The following is a 12,738-nucleotide window of genomic DNA, read 5'->3' as shown; positions in this document are numbered from 1 at the left end:
CAAATCCGTCCCGGGTGGTCTTGGCCGCCCGGGATTTTTCATTTCACCGCTTTGTGCTCGCTGCGGAACAGGTTGAGCCACTCGTCGGGTGGCAGCCCGCGGCAGACGCTCATCTCGTTCCAGCTCGCCAGGACGAAGCTGCGGCCGTTCCAGGCATAGATGCCTGACGTGCCGCAATCGGCGGGGCCCCGGCCTTTGCTGAAGAAGTCCATCAGGCCCGAAGCTGGGTCGTAGCTGCTGTTGACCAGATCATCCTGCGGCTTGCCCGACGGCGTCGGGAAGGCGATGCGACGTGAGCTCGCCACCTTGCCCTGCTCGACCAGCCAGTAGCCGGCACCGATATTGTAGGCGCCGCGATAGCAGACCAGGCTGACAAGGTGGGTGCGCGGACCCAGTGGCCAGGCGCTGTCGTAATTCTCGGAGCCCTCTTCCGCTTCATCGCAACTGTCCGGCGCGGCGCGCTTGAGATGGGCGCGCAGCTCGCGTGGCAGTGCCTTGGCGTCCTTTTCGCTCAGCTTGGGCAGGCTGGCAGTCGCCCGCGATTCCACGACCGGCAAGGTCGGCGCAGCCGGCAGCGAAGCTGCCGGCTTGTCGCCTTTCCGGATCAGCGCCGTCACCGTGCCGAGCCGGCCTTGCTGCTCGTCGACCCAGAGCAATGCCGCAACCGCGCCGGCGAGCGAGAGGGAGAATGTCTTGTCGTCGAAGGCGATGTCGAGTTTCGTGCCCTTGCGCGCGGCTGCGATCAGCGCCTCACCATCCTGCGGCGGCAGGTCGATCTCGCCAACTTCACCATCGCTCGAGGTGCCGCCGAATGTCCGCCCCGCTGTGGGGAAAGCGGCTCCGTCAATCGTCAGCCGGGCCTCGAAGGACTTTTTCAGCTTGGTGTCGCGGATCTGCAGGGACAGCGTCGCGGTATCGCCGGGACCGCCACCGCGCGCCATTCGGACATAGGAGACCGTGTCGGCGGCTTCGCCCGGCAAGGACAACGCGGTGCATTTGCGAAGATTGTCGCAGCCGGCGACCCAATCGCGAAAGACCTTGCTCGCGCCCGCGCTCGCCTGACCCGCAGCGAGGCTCGCAGCCAGCGCGAAGCAGAGGCCGGCAAGGCTGCGAGGCGATATCATCGATTCGTCTCCCAGCGCCTCGCCGAATCGTCGTCGTCCGCCTTGGCCTCGACCCAGCCGCCGAGCGTGCCGTCGGCGAGGTGCTCGCGCTTCCAGAACGGGGCGCGGGTCTTGAGATAGTCCATCAGGAAGTCGGCGGCTTCGAACGCCTCGCGGCGATGGCTCGAGGTCGCGATCACCAACACGATCTGCTCGCCCGGCCGGATCAGCCCGAAGCGATGAATGGCGACGAGGCCGGAAAGCGGCCAGCGCTTGGCGGCTTCTGCCGCGACGCGCTCGATCTCGGCCTCCGCCATGCCCGGATAATGCTCGAGTTCGAGCGCGTCGAGGCGACCGCTCTCATCGCGGCACAATCCGGCGAAGCTGACGACGGCGCCGATACTGGCGTTGCCGCGTGTCAGTGCTGCGATCTCGGCGCCGATGTCGAAATCCTCGCGCTGGATGCGGACGAGCGGCGTCATTGTGCCGGCTCAGCCGCCGGTCATCGGCGGGAAGAAGGCGATCTCGCGCGCGCCGGTGATCGATGTCGCTGGCTTGGCATGGGTCTGGTCGATCGCGGCGCGCACGATCGCCTCGTTCTCGAAGGCGAGTTCATAGCCTTCGCCACGCGTCTTCAGCCAGCGGACGAGGTCGGCGATGGTCGTCGTGCCGGCGGGTGGCATGACGGTCTCATCGGTGAGGCCGATACGCTCGCGCACCCAGGCGAAATAGACCAGGCGCAGGCCGGCGGGCTCGGTTATGGCCGTGTTCATGACGTGCGCTCGTCTTCCTGGACGAGGTGGCGGATGCCGGAGTTGAGATAATCCCAACCGGTGTAGATCGTCAGCAATGCCGCGATCCACAGCATCACGATGCCGATCTGGGTGTTGTAGGGCAGGACCTTGTCGCCAGCGGGGCCGGCGACGAGGAAGCCGAGCGCGAACAACTGCGCCGTGGTCTTGTATTTGGCGACCTTGCTGACGGGCACGCTGACCTTGAGCTCGGCCAGGAATTCGCGCAGGCCCGAGACCAGGATCTCGCGGCAGAGGATGACGATCGCCGCCCAGATCGCCCAGCCCTTGATCGTTTCGGTGTGGACCAGCATCAGGAGGAGGGCGCAGACCAGCAGCTTGTCGGCGATCGGGTCGAGCATGCGGCCGATCGCCGATTGCTGGCCCCAGCTGCGGGCGAGCCAGCCGTCGAGATAATCGGTGACGGCGGCAACGACGTAGATCCCCAGCGCCGTCCAGCGCGCCCAGGCATCCCAGGGCCAAAACAGCAGCGCGACCAGCGCCGGAATCGCGAGGATCCGGCCGTAGGTCAGGAGATTCGGCAGGGACCAGGGGCCGCGCCGGCGGATGGCTTCGTTCAGACTCGTCACGACGCTCACCAAAACAGCCCCTTCATGACAGCGTCAACACGCCAGAGTGTGACCCGGCCATTCGCCACACATGCCCCGCACCAAGGACAGCAGCTTCGCGGCGAGAACATGCTCAAATTTGTGAGCTGGCGCGAATTCTCGCCGCTTCGCCGATGTCACCCGAAATGAGTTCACTAATGCTCGTGGAAATGGGCATGGACCGCCTTGGCGGTGGCCGCATTGACACCGGGCGTGCGCATCAGATCGTCGAGCTTGGCGCGCTGGATGGCCTTCACCGTGCCGAAATGCAGCAGCAGTGCCCGCTTGCGCGACGGGCCGATGCCTGGAATCTCGTCGAGCGGGTTTGTCTTGATGTCGCGCTTGCGCTTGGCGCGATGCGTGCCGATGGCGAAGCGGTGGGCCTCGTCGCGCAGGCGCTGGATGAAGAACAGGGCGGGATCGCGCGGCGGCAGCTTGAACGGCTCCTTGCCGACCATGAAGAAGGTCTCGCGCATGGCGTTGCGGTCCTCGCCCTTGGCGATGGCGACGAGCGCGATGTCGGTCATGCCGCATTCGGCCATGATCTTGCGGGCAGCCTCGAACTGGCCCTTGCCGCCGTCGACGATCACGAGGTCGGGACGGGAGGGGAAGGTGTCTTCGGGCTCTGAGATGTCCGGTTCGGGCTCAACCCCTCCCCCTTGTGGGGAGGGGATGGGGTGGGGGCGTCCCGCTCGGCGAGCGCTGGCAGAACGACTTCGATGGCATCGACCGGGAGGCTGGCAGGGCTGGCGGGTTGCTCTGGCTTTTCGCCCCCCACCCCTATCCCCTCCCCACCAGGGGGAGGGGAAGCGCCTTCGTTGGGAAGCGCTGACGCTGCCCCGCTCTCCTTCGCCAGCCGTGTGAACCGTCGCTTCAGCACCTCGCGCATCATGCCGAAATCGTCGCCGGCGATGGTGTCGGACGAGATGTTGAAGGTGCGGTAGTGGCTCTTCATGAAGCCGTCCCGCCCGGCGACGATCATGCCGCCGACCGCGTTGGTGCCCATGATGTGCGAGTTGTCGTAGACCTCGACGCGGCGCGGCGCTTTTTCCAGACTGAACGCGGCTCCGAGCGCGTTGAGCAGGCTCTGTTGGCCGGCGCTGTCGGCAAGCTTGCGGGCGAGCGCCTCATGCGCGTTCTTCTGGGCATGGGCGACAAGGTCGCGTCGTTCGCCGCGCTTGGGCGTCGCCAGCTCGACCTTGCGGCCGGCACGTTCGCAGAGCGCCTGCGCGATGAGATCGGCCTCGGCCAGTTCATGCGAGAGCAGGACGAGTCTCGGCGGCGGCTTGTCGTCGTAGAACTGGGTGACGACCGAGGCCAGCACCTCGGCCGGGGTCAGGCTCTTGTCGGCGCGCGGGAAGAGGGCGCGGTTGCCCCAGTTCTGCTTGTTGCGGAAGAAGAAGATCTCGACGCAGAACTGCCCGGCCTGCTCGTCGATGGCGAAGACGTCGGCCTCCTCGACCCCTTGCGTGTTGATGTCCTGCCCGGCCTGCACGGCCGAGAGCGCCGCCAGCCGGTCGCGATAGCGCGCCGCCTTCTCGAATTCGAGTTCCTCGGCCGCCGCCTGCATGCGCTTGGAGAGCAGTTCCTTCACCGCCGAGGAACGGCCGGAGAGGAAGGCGCGCGCCTGGTCGGCGAGGCCCTGATAGTCGGTATGCGAGATCTCGCCGGTGCACGGCCCCGAGCAGCGCTTGATCTGGAAGAGCAGGCAGGGCCGCGTGCGGTTCTCGTAATAGCTGTCCGAGCAGGAGCGCAGCAGGAAGGCCTTCTGCAGCGCGTCGATGGTACGCTCCACCGCCCAGACCGAGGCGAACGGCCCGAAATAGTCGCCCTTGCGCTGGCGCGAGCCGCGATGCTTGGCGATCTGTGGTGCTGGGTGATCGCCCGAGAGGAAGATGTAGGGGAAGGATTTGTCGTCGCGCAGCAGCACGTTGTAGCGCGGCCTGAGCTGCTTGATCAGGTTCGATTCGAGCAGCAGCGCCTCGGTCTCGGTGCCGGTGGTGACGAACTCCATGTTCGCGGTCTCGGCGATCATCCGCGCCACCGCATTGGTGTGCGCCATGCCGCGCGCATAGGCGGTCACCCGGTTCTTCAGGCTCTTGGCCTTGCCGACGTAAAGCACCTCGCCGGCACGATCGAACATCCGGTAGACGCCGGGCCGGTTCGGCAGGTGTTTGGCGAAATCGGCGATCACCTCGATGCCGGCCTTGAGCGCGCCGGGAGGCGCCTCGCCGGGATCGAGCGCGGCCTCGGGCGGGGGAAGGATGTCCTCCTCGTCCTTGAAGTCCTCGTCCGGCAGCTCTTGCTCCGGTGGCTCTTGGCGTTCGCGATTCATGACCTGCATGTAGGATGCCGCAGGCGCTTCGTCATGTCAGGAGCGCAGCCAAGATTTCGGAGCTGTCTCTAGGCTGCAGCGATGCAGTCGATCTCGATGTCGAAAGGCCCGAACCAGACCGGCACGCAGAGAAAGATGCGGGCCGGCGGATCCTTGGGGAAATAGCGGGCATAGACCGCGTTGACGGCGGCGAACTTGTCGGGGGAGGTGCAGTAGACATTGCATTTGAGCACGTTCGCCAGCGACGAACCGGCGGTTTCGAGACAGAGTTTCATCTGCTCCAGCACGATCTCCGTCTGGCGTTCGACCGGCGCCTGGACGATTTCGCCAGTGGCAGGATCGAAGGGCGGAATGCCGGAGACATAGAGGGTGTCGCCATGGCGGACCATCGGCGAGAACGGTACTTTTAGGCGCTCGCCCCAACTCGAGAATGGCTCGACGCGAATGACTTCTCGGTTCATTGGGCTCTCCTGCGTGGCCAGGCCGCCAGGCTAGCAGGCGTTTCGACGATGCGAGAGCGCGAACGCTACGGTTCTGACCGAAGTATTCCGGCCTCCATAGCGGCAGCGAGTGGCAACAACTTCTTTGCCAATCCAGCGGGTTGCGCTTCGGGTTTGCCGCAGGGATCGGTAGAAGCGGTCTGCTCTCGCCCGAGGCCTGCCATGTCTACCGACTCGTTGATGAAAGCGGCGCTGTTCGTTCCGGCCTTCATGGCGCTGACCGCGCTTTGCGTCTGCCTGCAGCGGCGGCGCGCGCGGCGGCATGGCGAGTGGAAATATCTGACGCCCGGCCCGTATTTCTGGCTCGGCCTGTTCGCCGGCCTGCTGATTACCGCTGTCGCGACGCTGGTGGTCGCGGCTGGGCGCGTCGAGCGGAGCTCGGGCCTGCTCTTCACCAGCGCGTTCGCAGGCATCACCCTGTTCCTTGCAGCTCAGGCCTTGATCGAACAGGTGCGCTGGAACGGCCAGCGCATCGAGCGCCGCACGATCACCGGCCGCGTGATCTCGCTGAGCTGGCATGAGCTGGCGCGGTTCGGCGAGGAGGTGACCGGCTATCTCTGGATCGCCTCTTTCGCGGGGCCACGTCTGCGCTTTTCGACATATGACAACGGCTTCGACGAACTCATCCTGACGATCCACCAGCATTTGCCGACCGATCTGCCACCGGCCTCGCCCGAACTGGGCGGCGAACCGATGCTGGCGGAAGCGCGGGTTCGCGGGCGGGCTTGAGCGCGGCTCTCTGACCTCTTGACCCGGATGCCGCGCCGCCTGCATCACCGCAGCGCGCAACCCGGACCCATCGCCCATGCCCGTCTTCGCCATTCCCTTCCCGGTGATCGATCCGGTCGCGCTCCAGCTCGGGCCGCTCTCGATCAAATGGTACGGGCTCGCCTATGTCGCCGGCCTGCTCGGCGGCTGGTGGTATGCGCGCCGGCTCGCCTCGGCCGAGCGGCTCTGGGGCGGGCGGACGCGGCCGGACCCGGATTCGCTCGACGATTTCCTGCTGTTTGCCGCGCTCGGCGTCGTGATCGGCGGCCGGCTCGGCTTCGTCTTGTTCTATAATCTCGGCGAATATCTCGCCAATCCGCTGGAGATCTTCGCGGTGTGGAAGGGTGGCATGTCCTTCCATGGCGGGCTCGCCGGCGCCGCGATGGGATTGTGGGTCTTTGCTCGGCGGCGCGGCTATCCGCCGCTCTCGGCGCTCGATCTCGGCGCTGTCGTCGCTCCGATCGGCCTGTTCCTCGGCCGTATCGCCAATTTCGTGAATGGCGAGCTCTGGGGGCGACCGGCGCCTGATGTGCCCTGGGCGATCGTGTTTCCGCATGGCGGCCCGGTGCCGCGCCATCCGAGCCAGCTCTACGAGGCCTTCAGCGAGGGGCTACTCCTGCTGGTGATCCTGATGATCGTGGTCCGTGTGGGTGGGCTGAAGCGGCCGGGCCTTGCGGCCGGGCTGTTCGGCATGGGCTATGGCATTGCCCGCACCACCTGCGAGTTCTTCCGCGAGCCCGATCCCCAGCTCGGTTTCCTGTTCGGGACCGGCTGGCTGACCATGGGCATGGTGCTGTCGGTGCCGCTGTTCCTGGCCGGCGTGGTGCTGGTGCTGCGGCAGCGGCGGGAATCGGCTGAAGCGTGAATTCCCTGGCGCAGGAGCTCGTAGAGCTGATCCGCCAAGAAGGGCCGATCAGCATCTCGCGCTACATGGCGCTCTGCCTCGGCCATCCGCGCCATGGCTATTACATGAAGCAGGACCCATTCGGGGCCGACGGGGATTTCACCACTTCGCCCGAGATCAGCCAGATCTTCGGGGAGCTGATCGGTTTATGGGCCGCGAGCATCTGGCAGGCGATGGGCGCGCCGGCTTCCGTCCGCCTGATCGAGATCGGGCCGGGGCGCGGCACGCTGATGCAGGACATGCTGCGGGCAGCGCGGGCGCTCCCCGGTTTTCGCGATGCGCTCTCCGTCCACTTGGTCGAAACTAGCCCGGTGCTGCGCGAGCGGCAGAGGACGACGCTGGCCGGAAGTGGCGCAACGCCGCAATGGCATGAGCGGATCGACCAGGCGCTCGAAGGACCGGCAATCGTCGTCGCCAACGAATTCCTCGACGCGCTGCCGCTCGACCAGTTCGTGGGTACGCCGGAGGGGTGGCGGGAGCGGCTGATTGGGCTCGATGGCGAAGGGCGCCTGGCCTTCGGTTTGGCGGCCGAGCCCGACAACGCCGTCACGGTCGCGGCGCCCATTGGCGCCGTGCTGGAGCAGCCGGCAGTGGCACTGGAGGCGGTTGCGGCCGTCGCGCGCCACGTTGCGGCGGAAGGCGGTGCCGGGCTCTTCATCGACTATGGCCCGACCTGCTCCGGCTTCGGCGATACGCTGCAGGCCATGAAGCGCCACGCCTTCGTCGATGTGCTCGCCGAACCGGGCGATGCCGATCTCACGGTGCATGTCGATTTCGCCCGGATGGCGCAGGCGGGGCTCGCTGTCGGCGCCGCGGCGCATGGCGCTGTGACGCAGCGCGACTTTCTGCTGGCGCTTGGCCTGCAACAGCGGCTCGAAGCGCTGTCTCGCCGCGCGACGCCGGCGCAGGCCGAGGCACTCGCGAGCGGCGCTGAGCGCTTGATCGAAACCGGGCCGACGGCGATGGGCGAACTCTTCAAGGTGCTGGCGGTCGCGGACCCGAATCTACCGCCCCTGCCCGGATTTGACCTTCATCGCCTGCCAGAGCAGGGCTGACCTTTAAATGGATGCGCCGCCATGTTCATCACCTCGCCCGATCTCGCCCATGAGCCCGGCATCCGCCATGCCTTCTTCACCCGCGAGGGCGGCGTCTCGACCGATATCTACGCCTCGCTGAACGGCGGGCTCGGCTCGAACGACGACAAGGCGCATATCGCCGAGAATCGTGCCCGCATGGCCGGGCAGATGGGTGTCGAGCGCGACCGGCTGGTCAGCGTCCATCAGGTGCATTCGCCGGATGTGGCGATCGTAACCGGGCCCTGGCCGGCGGAGCGGCCCAAGGCCGATGCGATGGTTTCGGTCGCACATGGTGTCGCGCTCGGAGTCTCCACCGCCGATTGCGGCCCGATCCTGTTCGCCGACAGCGAGGCCGGCGTCATCGGCGCGGCCCATGCCGGCTGGAAGGGCGCCTTCTCGGGCGTGATCCACGCGACCGTGACCGAGATGGAGAAGCTCGGCGCCCGGCGCGAGCGCATTATCGCCGTGCTCGGGCCGACCATCAGCGCCGCCGCCTATGAAGTTGGTCCAGAATTCATCGAGCGCTTCAAGGGCGAGAACGCGACCTTTGCCCGTTTCTTCCACGCTTCGGAGCGGCCGGCGCATGCGATGTTCGATCTGCCGGCCTTCATCGCGCATCGCGCGCAGGAAGCCGGCATCGGCCGATTCTATGATCTGGGCCTGTGCACCTATGGCGACGAGGCGCGCTTCTACAGCTACCGGCGCACGACTCATCGGCAGGAAGCCGATTACGGGCGCCTGATCTCGGCCATCGCGCTGGGCTAGAGGTCATTTCTCCTGGCTTGGGCGCAGCGGGCTCGTGATTTCGGTTCGTAAGTCGGCGCAACGTACCGTTGCAGGCGCCGTTTCCATCGATGCCGAGTTGCGCGCGCCATGACGGAGAGGCATCCTCCCTTCGCCATCCACCTTGGCTGAGGGATTGAACATGGAACAGATCCTGATGAACCTGGTCGCAGGCGCGATCGGTGGTAATGCGGCCGGCAAGGCTTCGCCGACCTTCGATATAGGTACGATCGGCAATACCATCGCGGGCCTTGTCGGCGGCGGCGTACTCGGCCAGCTGATCCCGGTCCTGCTGCCGGCGATCTCCGCCGCAGCAATGGGCGGCAATCTCAGCGTTGGTGGCATCATCACCAACCTGATCAGCGGCGGCGCCGGTGGCGCTATCCTCACCGCGATCATCGGCGCCATCAAGAACAAGGCGGCGGCCTGATCCCTCTCTCGTGGCGCCGCCAAGGCGGCGCCACGACCCTGTTGATCGAAGCGATCACGACAATTGACGCCGGGCGAGCTTGCCCGGTTCAGCCATCAGCGGGCATCGTCCGGCTCTTGCTTGCCTGAGGACGCCGATGTCACGCCAGATCGACTATTATTTCACGCTGCTTTCGCCCTGGACCTATCTCGGTCACGGCGCCTTCATAGAGCTGGCGAGACAGCACGGGCTTTCGGTTCGCTATCGGCCGACGCCGCTGCGCTCGGTCTTCGACGAGACCGGCGGCCTGCCGCTGCCGAAGCGGCATCCGGTGCGGCAGCGCTACCGCGTGCTCGAGCTTCAGCGCGGGCGCGCCAAACGCGGCCTGCCACTGACGCTTTTCCCGAAGTTCTTTCCCTATGACGTGTCGCTGGCGGACAGGATCGTGCTCGCCGTCATCGCGCGCGGAGAGGATCCCACGGGCTTTGTCGGCGAGGTGCTGGCCGATGTCTGGGCCCGCGAGCTGGACATGTCACGGCCAGAGCTGATTCTGGCGGCAGCCGAGCGGGCCGGGCTCGACACTGCCGGCCTGGCTGAGGCGGCTGGAAGCGAGGCGACCACTCAGGCCTATCAGGCGGCGATCGCGGAGGCGGTCGAGGCCGGCGTGTTCGGCGCGCCGAGCTATGTGCTCGATGGGGAGATATTCTGGGGGCAGGACCGGCTCGACCTTCTGGCCGACGCGCTCGCTGCCGGCAGGGTGGCCTATCGCAACGACGCGACGGTCTGAGACGATTCGCGTCAGTCGACGATGTCGGGCGTGCGCCAAGCGATGTGCTGACCGGCATCGACAGCGATCATCTGGCCGGTGATCGCCTTGGCACGCGCGAGATAGAGCACAGCCTCGGCGATATCGGCGGCCTCGACCTTGTGGCCGAGCGGAGTGCCGCCGGCCTCCGTCGTCAGCAGCGCCTCGCCGTTGTGCGGGTTGGCGAAGGTCGGGCCGGGGCCGACAGCGTTGACGCGGATGCGCGGCGCCAGAGCCTGCGCCATGGTCGTGGTTGCGGTCAGCAGCGCCGCCTTGGTCAGCGTGTACGAGTAATATTGCGGCGTCAGTTTCCAGACGCGCTGGTCGATGATGTTGACGATCGCGCCCTGCCTGTCCGGCGGCAGGCGGTTGGCCATCGCGCCGGCGAGCACCGAGGGCGCGCGCAGATTGACTGAGAACTGGCGGTTCCAGGTCGGGACATCGAGCGCGAGCAGGTCGTCGACCAGGAAGCTCGAGGCGCTGTTGACGAGCAGGCTGACCGGCCCGAGCGCGGCTTCGGCCTCGGGCACGATCCGCTCCACGGCTGTGGGATCGGCGAGATCGGCGACGATGACACAGGCCCGCCCCCCTGCCGCAGCGACGTCGGCGGCGAGAGCCTCGGCCTCCGCGCGCGAGGTGTTGCAATGGATGGCGACTGAATAGCCGGCGCCGGCGAGGCGCAAGGCGATCGCGCGGCCGATGCGCTTTGCGCCGCCGGTGACAAGGGCGACCTCAGCCACCATGCTAGTTTCCGTTTGCACGCGAGCCGCGGCGCCGAAGCCGGCGCTCCCAGTGCTTGGCGACGCGCAGATAGCGATAGAAGGCGTAGTTCATCGCGGTCATGAAGCCATAGACGCCGCGCAGAGCGTGACGTCGCCCGATATAAGCCTTGATGAAGTTCGCCGGAAACTCGGCAACCAGTCGAAAAACGGAGAGCGTCTCGCCGCGCGCGTCGAGATCGTCGGCCTGCGCGTCGCTATAGGCATTGAGCTTGGCCATTTGCTCGCCGAGCGAGCGAACCGAGTAGTGATGGAGCGTGCCCTTGAGCTTGCCGATGCGGGCATCCGAGGCGAGATCGACACGGTCATGCACCGGGGACGGGGAGTAGCGTCCCTTGTCCATCCGGTAGAGACGAATCGGTGACAGCGCATAGGCGAAACGATGCGGCGCGCCTTCGCCCGGGAAAGTCTCGGCGATGCGGATGCGGTAGGCGTCGCGCGTCGGCTCGCCCTCGGCGAACAAAGCAGCGATCTCGGCCGCGAGTTCCGGTGGCGTCACCTCGTCGGCGTCGAGGTTGAGCAGCCAGGGATGGCGGCACTGCTCCTCGGCGAAGCGCTTCTGCGGGCCATAGCCCGGCCAGTCGCGCTCGATGACGCGCGCGCCGAGATTCATGGCGATGGCCTGCGTGCCGTCGGTCGAGCCGGAATCGATCACGACGATGTCATCGCTCAACACGCGAACCGCGGCTATGGTGCGGCCGATGCGGTCGGCTTCGTCGCGCGCGATGATGAAGATCGAAAGCGGTAACACTTAAGGCGGATCTCGAAAGGCGGGGCCCAGTCGGCTAAAGCACGCGCGAGGGCAGGCTGCAAGCACGGGGCGCATGGCGGATTTGCGCCAGCCAGGGAACCCAAACCGGTTTGCGGCGGTTATGTGATGGCCGTGCGTAGTCGCTGACGTTGCGTTAGTAATTGGTTAGCCATTCACACTGTCTTAACAAAGACTAACCGGAATTGACCAATATGCCTTGCTTGTTCCGGATCGTGCCGCAATTTCGCCTCGGTCTGGCAAGCAGATGTGTTCTCGCCGCAACAGACACGGCCCGCTACAAACCCTATAAAGGGGTCACTGAAATCACCTGCCGGCCAGCGCCGGGAAATACGATGACTAAGGAGTTTGTCATGAAGAAGTATCTGCTTTCGGGCGTTGCGGCCCTCGGCCTCCTCGCTGCCGGCGCTGCCTCCGCTGCCGACCTGCCGAGCCGCAAGGGTCCGGTTGTTGCCCCGGTCTACGCTCCGGTGTTCACCTGGACTGGCCTCTACGTCGGTGTTAACGCCGGCTACGGCTTCGGCAACGTGAATGCCAACGGCTTCGCCAATGTCGGCGATCTCGACGGTTTCATCGGTGGCGGCCAGATCGGCTACAACTACCAGATCGGTCAGCTCGTCCTCGGCGCTGAAGCCGATTTCCAGGGCGCTGACCTCAGCAGCGGCAGCAACCTCGGCCTGGTCAACGTCAAGACCGAGTACTTCGGTACCGTCCGTGCTCGCGCTGGCTTCGCCTTCGACCGCTTCATGGTCTACGCGACCGGTGGTTGGGCCTACGGCAACGTCAAGACCGCGATCCCGGCACTGGCCTTCTCGTCCGACCGCACCCACACCGGCGGCTTCGCTGTCGGCGGCGGCGTCGAGTATGCCTTCACCAACAACATCATCGCCGGCGTCGAATACCTCTACGTCGACCTCGGCGAGAAGAACATTGCTGGCGCTGGCACCAAGATCGGCACCGACTTCTCGGTCGTGCGCGCCCGTCTCAGCTACAAGTTCTGATTTCTCCTCACGGAGACAGAGCGAACCCGGTGGCCTCGGCCACCGGGTTTTTTGTTGTTCGTTGTCATGTCGAGCCGTCATTTCGGGTGCACAGCTCCGGGTACCCG

The 12,738-nt window shown here is 66.1% G+C and carries 16 protein-coding genes; 7 read left to right on the top strand and 9 right to left on the bottom strand.

Translation table 11 applies throughout. The annotated features are described in order from the left end of the window. Positions 1 to 38: 38 nt before the first annotated feature. From QO058_RS06720 to QO058_RS06690, 7 genes are all read right to left on the bottom strand, one after another. Entirely contained in the window at positions 39 to 1,124 is a 1,086-nt protein-coding gene (locus tag QO058_RS06720) for a DUF1176 domain-containing protein (RefSeq protein WP_284171227.1), read from the bottom strand. Beyond that, on the bottom strand, positions 1,121 to 1,585 hold the full coding sequence (locus QO058_RS06715; RefSeq protein WP_284171226.1) for a molybdenum cofactor biosynthesis protein MoaE: 465 nt from the start codon (positions 1,583 to 1,585) through the stop codon (positions 1,121 to 1,123). The genes QO058_RS06720 and QO058_RS06715 overlap by 4 nt, the downstream gene beginning before the upstream one ends. A 9-nt stretch (positions 1,586 to 1,594) precedes the next feature. Continuing rightward, the gene (gene moaD / locus QO058_RS06710) at positions 1,595 to 1,846 is read right to left on the bottom strand and encodes a molybdopterin converting factor subunit 1 (RefSeq protein ID WP_284172830.1); all 252 of its coding nucleotides are present in this window, start codon (positions 1,844 to 1,846) and stop codon (positions 1,595 to 1,597) included. Positions 1,847 to 1,872: 26 nt separating this feature from the next. Further along, positions 1,873 to 2,484 (bottom strand): CDP-diacylglycerol--glycerol-3-phosphate 3-phosphatidyltransferase, encoded by a 612-nt coding sequence (gene pgsA / locus QO058_RS06705; protein ID WP_347976016.1) that lies wholly within the window; start codon positions 2,482 to 2,484, stop codon positions 1,873 to 1,875. A 173-nt stretch (positions 2,485 to 2,657) separates the two neighbouring features. Continuing rightward, complete coding sequence (locus QO058_RS06700; RefSeq protein WP_432212014.1) at positions 2,658 to 3,092, bottom strand: helix-hairpin-helix domain-containing protein; 435 nt, start codon at positions 3,090 to 3,092, stop codon at positions 2,658 to 2,660. Continuing rightward, positions 3,089 to 4,846, bottom strand: a complete 1,758-nt coding sequence (gene uvrC, locus QO058_RS06695; protein ID WP_432212013.1) for an excinuclease ABC subunit UvrC — start codon at positions 4,844 to 4,846, stop codon at positions 3,089 to 3,091. The genes QO058_RS06700 and uvrC overlap by 4 nt, the downstream gene beginning before the upstream one ends. 59 nt (positions 4,847 to 4,905) lie before the next feature. Continuing rightward, a complete protein-coding gene (locus QO058_RS06690) occupies positions 4,906 to 5,298 on the bottom strand; it encodes a RidA family protein (RefSeq protein ID WP_284171225.1) in 393 nt (130 codons plus the stop codon). Positions 5,299 to 5,499: 201 nt separating this feature from the next. Between QO058_RS06690 and QO058_RS06685 the strand changes: the two genes are divergently transcribed. The 6 genes from QO058_RS06685 (at position 5,500) to QO058_RS06660 (ending at position 10,064) form a co-directional block, all read left to right on the top strand. Next, positions 5,500 to 6,066: a hypothetical protein gene (locus QO058_RS06685; protein WP_284171224.1), complete on the top strand. Its 567-nt coding sequence runs from the start codon at positions 5,500 to 5,502 to the stop codon at positions 6,064 to 6,066. Positions 6,067 to 6,142: 76 nt separating this feature from the next. Then, positions 6,143 to 6,970 (top strand): prolipoprotein diacylglyceryl transferase, encoded by an 828-nt coding sequence (gene lgt, locus QO058_RS06680; RefSeq protein ID WP_284171222.1) that lies wholly within the window; start codon positions 6,143 to 6,145, stop codon positions 6,968 to 6,970. Next, positions 6,967 to 8,064 carry a class I SAM-dependent methyltransferase gene (locus tag QO058_RS06675; protein WP_284171221.1) on the top strand — a complete coding sequence of 366 codons (1,098 nt, stop codon included), beginning with the start codon at positions 6,967 to 6,969 and terminating at the stop codon, positions 8,062 to 8,064. The genes lgt and QO058_RS06675 overlap by 4 nt, the downstream gene beginning before the upstream one ends. Positions 8,065 to 8,085: 21 nt before the next feature. Next, positions 8,086 to 8,850, top strand: a complete 765-nt coding sequence (gene pgeF, locus QO058_RS06670; RefSeq protein ID WP_284171219.1) for a peptidoglycan editing factor PgeF — start codon at positions 8,086 to 8,088, stop codon at positions 8,848 to 8,850. 160 nt (positions 8,851 to 9,010) lie between these two features. Next, on the top strand, positions 9,011 to 9,298 hold the full coding sequence (locus tag QO058_RS06665) for a hypothetical protein (RefSeq protein ID WP_284171218.1): 288 nt from the start codon (positions 9,011 to 9,013) through the stop codon (positions 9,296 to 9,298). A 136-nt stretch (positions 9,299 to 9,434) separates the two neighbouring features. After that, positions 9,435 to 10,064 carry a 2-hydroxychromene-2-carboxylate isomerase gene (locus QO058_RS06660; protein WP_284171217.1) on the top strand — a complete coding sequence of 210 codons (630 nt, stop codon included), beginning with the start codon at positions 9,435 to 9,437 and terminating at the stop codon, positions 10,062 to 10,064. A gap of 11 nt (positions 10,065 to 10,075) precedes the next feature. Here the strand turns inward: QO058_RS06660 and QO058_RS06655 are convergent, their stop codons facing one another. Together QO058_RS06655 and QO058_RS06650 are read right to left on the bottom strand one after the other, a co-directional pair. Next, the gene (locus QO058_RS06655; RefSeq protein ID WP_284171216.1) at positions 10,076 to 10,825 is read right to left on the bottom strand and encodes an SDR family oxidoreductase; all 750 of its coding nucleotides are present in this window, start codon (positions 10,823 to 10,825) and stop codon (positions 10,076 to 10,078) included. Between the two features lies 1 nt (position 10,826). Continuing rightward, entirely contained in the window at positions 10,827 to 11,612 is a 786-nt protein-coding gene (locus tag QO058_RS06650) for a glycosyltransferase family 2 protein (RefSeq protein ID WP_284171215.1), read from the bottom strand. 371 nt (positions 11,613 to 11,983) lie between these two features. On the opposite strand from QO058_RS06650, the gene QO058_RS06645 reads away from it, so the two are divergent. Next, positions 11,984 to 12,631 carry an outer membrane protein gene (locus QO058_RS06645; RefSeq protein WP_284171214.1) on the top strand — a complete coding sequence of 216 codons (648 nt, stop codon included), beginning with the start codon at positions 11,984 to 11,986 and terminating at the stop codon, positions 12,629 to 12,631. Positions 12,632 to 12,738 lie beyond the last annotated feature (107 nt).

It is taken from the genome of Bosea vestrisii (assembly GCF_030144325.1).
Taxonomy (GTDB): Bacteria; Pseudomonadota; Alphaproteobacteria; order Rhizobiales; family Beijerinckiaceae; genus Allobosea; species Allobosea vestrisii_A.
This window is presented reverse-complemented; position numbering and strand designations above follow the sequence as displayed.

Bases quoted from the DNA above. Each gene is read 5' to 3' on its own strand.
- QO058_RS06720 (WP_284171227.1), bottom strand. From the start codon at position 1,124: ATGATATCGCCTCGCAGCCTTGCCGGCCTCTGCTTCGCGCTGGCTGCG.
- QO058_RS06715 (WP_284171226.1), bottom strand. From the start codon at position 1,585: ATGACGCCGCTCGTCCGCATCCAGCGCGAGGATTTCGACATCGGCGCC.
- uvrC (WP_432212013.1), bottom strand. From the start codon at position 4,846: ATGCAGGTCATGAATCGCGAACGCCAAGAGCCACCGGAGCAAGAGCTG.
- QO058_RS06690 (WP_284171225.1), bottom strand. From the start codon at position 5,298: ATGAACCGAGAAGTCATTCGCGTCGAGCCATTCTCGAGTTGGGGCGAG.
- QO058_RS06685 (WP_284171224.1), top strand. From the start codon at position 5,500: ATGTCTACCGACTCGTTGATGAAAGCGGCGCTGTTCGTTCCGGCCTTC.
- lgt (WP_284171222.1), top strand. From the start codon at position 6,143: ATGCCCGTCTTCGCCATTCCCTTCCCGGTGATCGATCCGGTCGCGCTC.
- pgeF (WP_284171219.1), top strand. From the start codon at position 8,086: ATGTTCATCACCTCGCCCGATCTCGCCCATGAGCCCGGCATCCGCCAT.
- QO058_RS06665 (WP_284171218.1), top strand. From the start codon at position 9,011: ATGGAACAGATCCTGATGAACCTGGTCGCAGGCGCGATCGGTGGTAAT.
- QO058_RS06660 (WP_284171217.1), top strand. From the start codon at position 9,435: ATGTCACGCCAGATCGACTATTATTTCACGCTGCTTTCGCCCTGGACC.
- QO058_RS06655 (WP_284171216.1), bottom strand. From the start codon at position 10,825: ATGGTGGCTGAGGTCGCCCTTGTCACCGGCGGCGCAAAGCGCATCGGC.
- QO058_RS06645 (WP_284171214.1), top strand. From the start codon at position 11,984: ATGAAGAAGTATCTGCTTTCGGGCGTTGCGGCCCTCGGCCTCCTCGCT.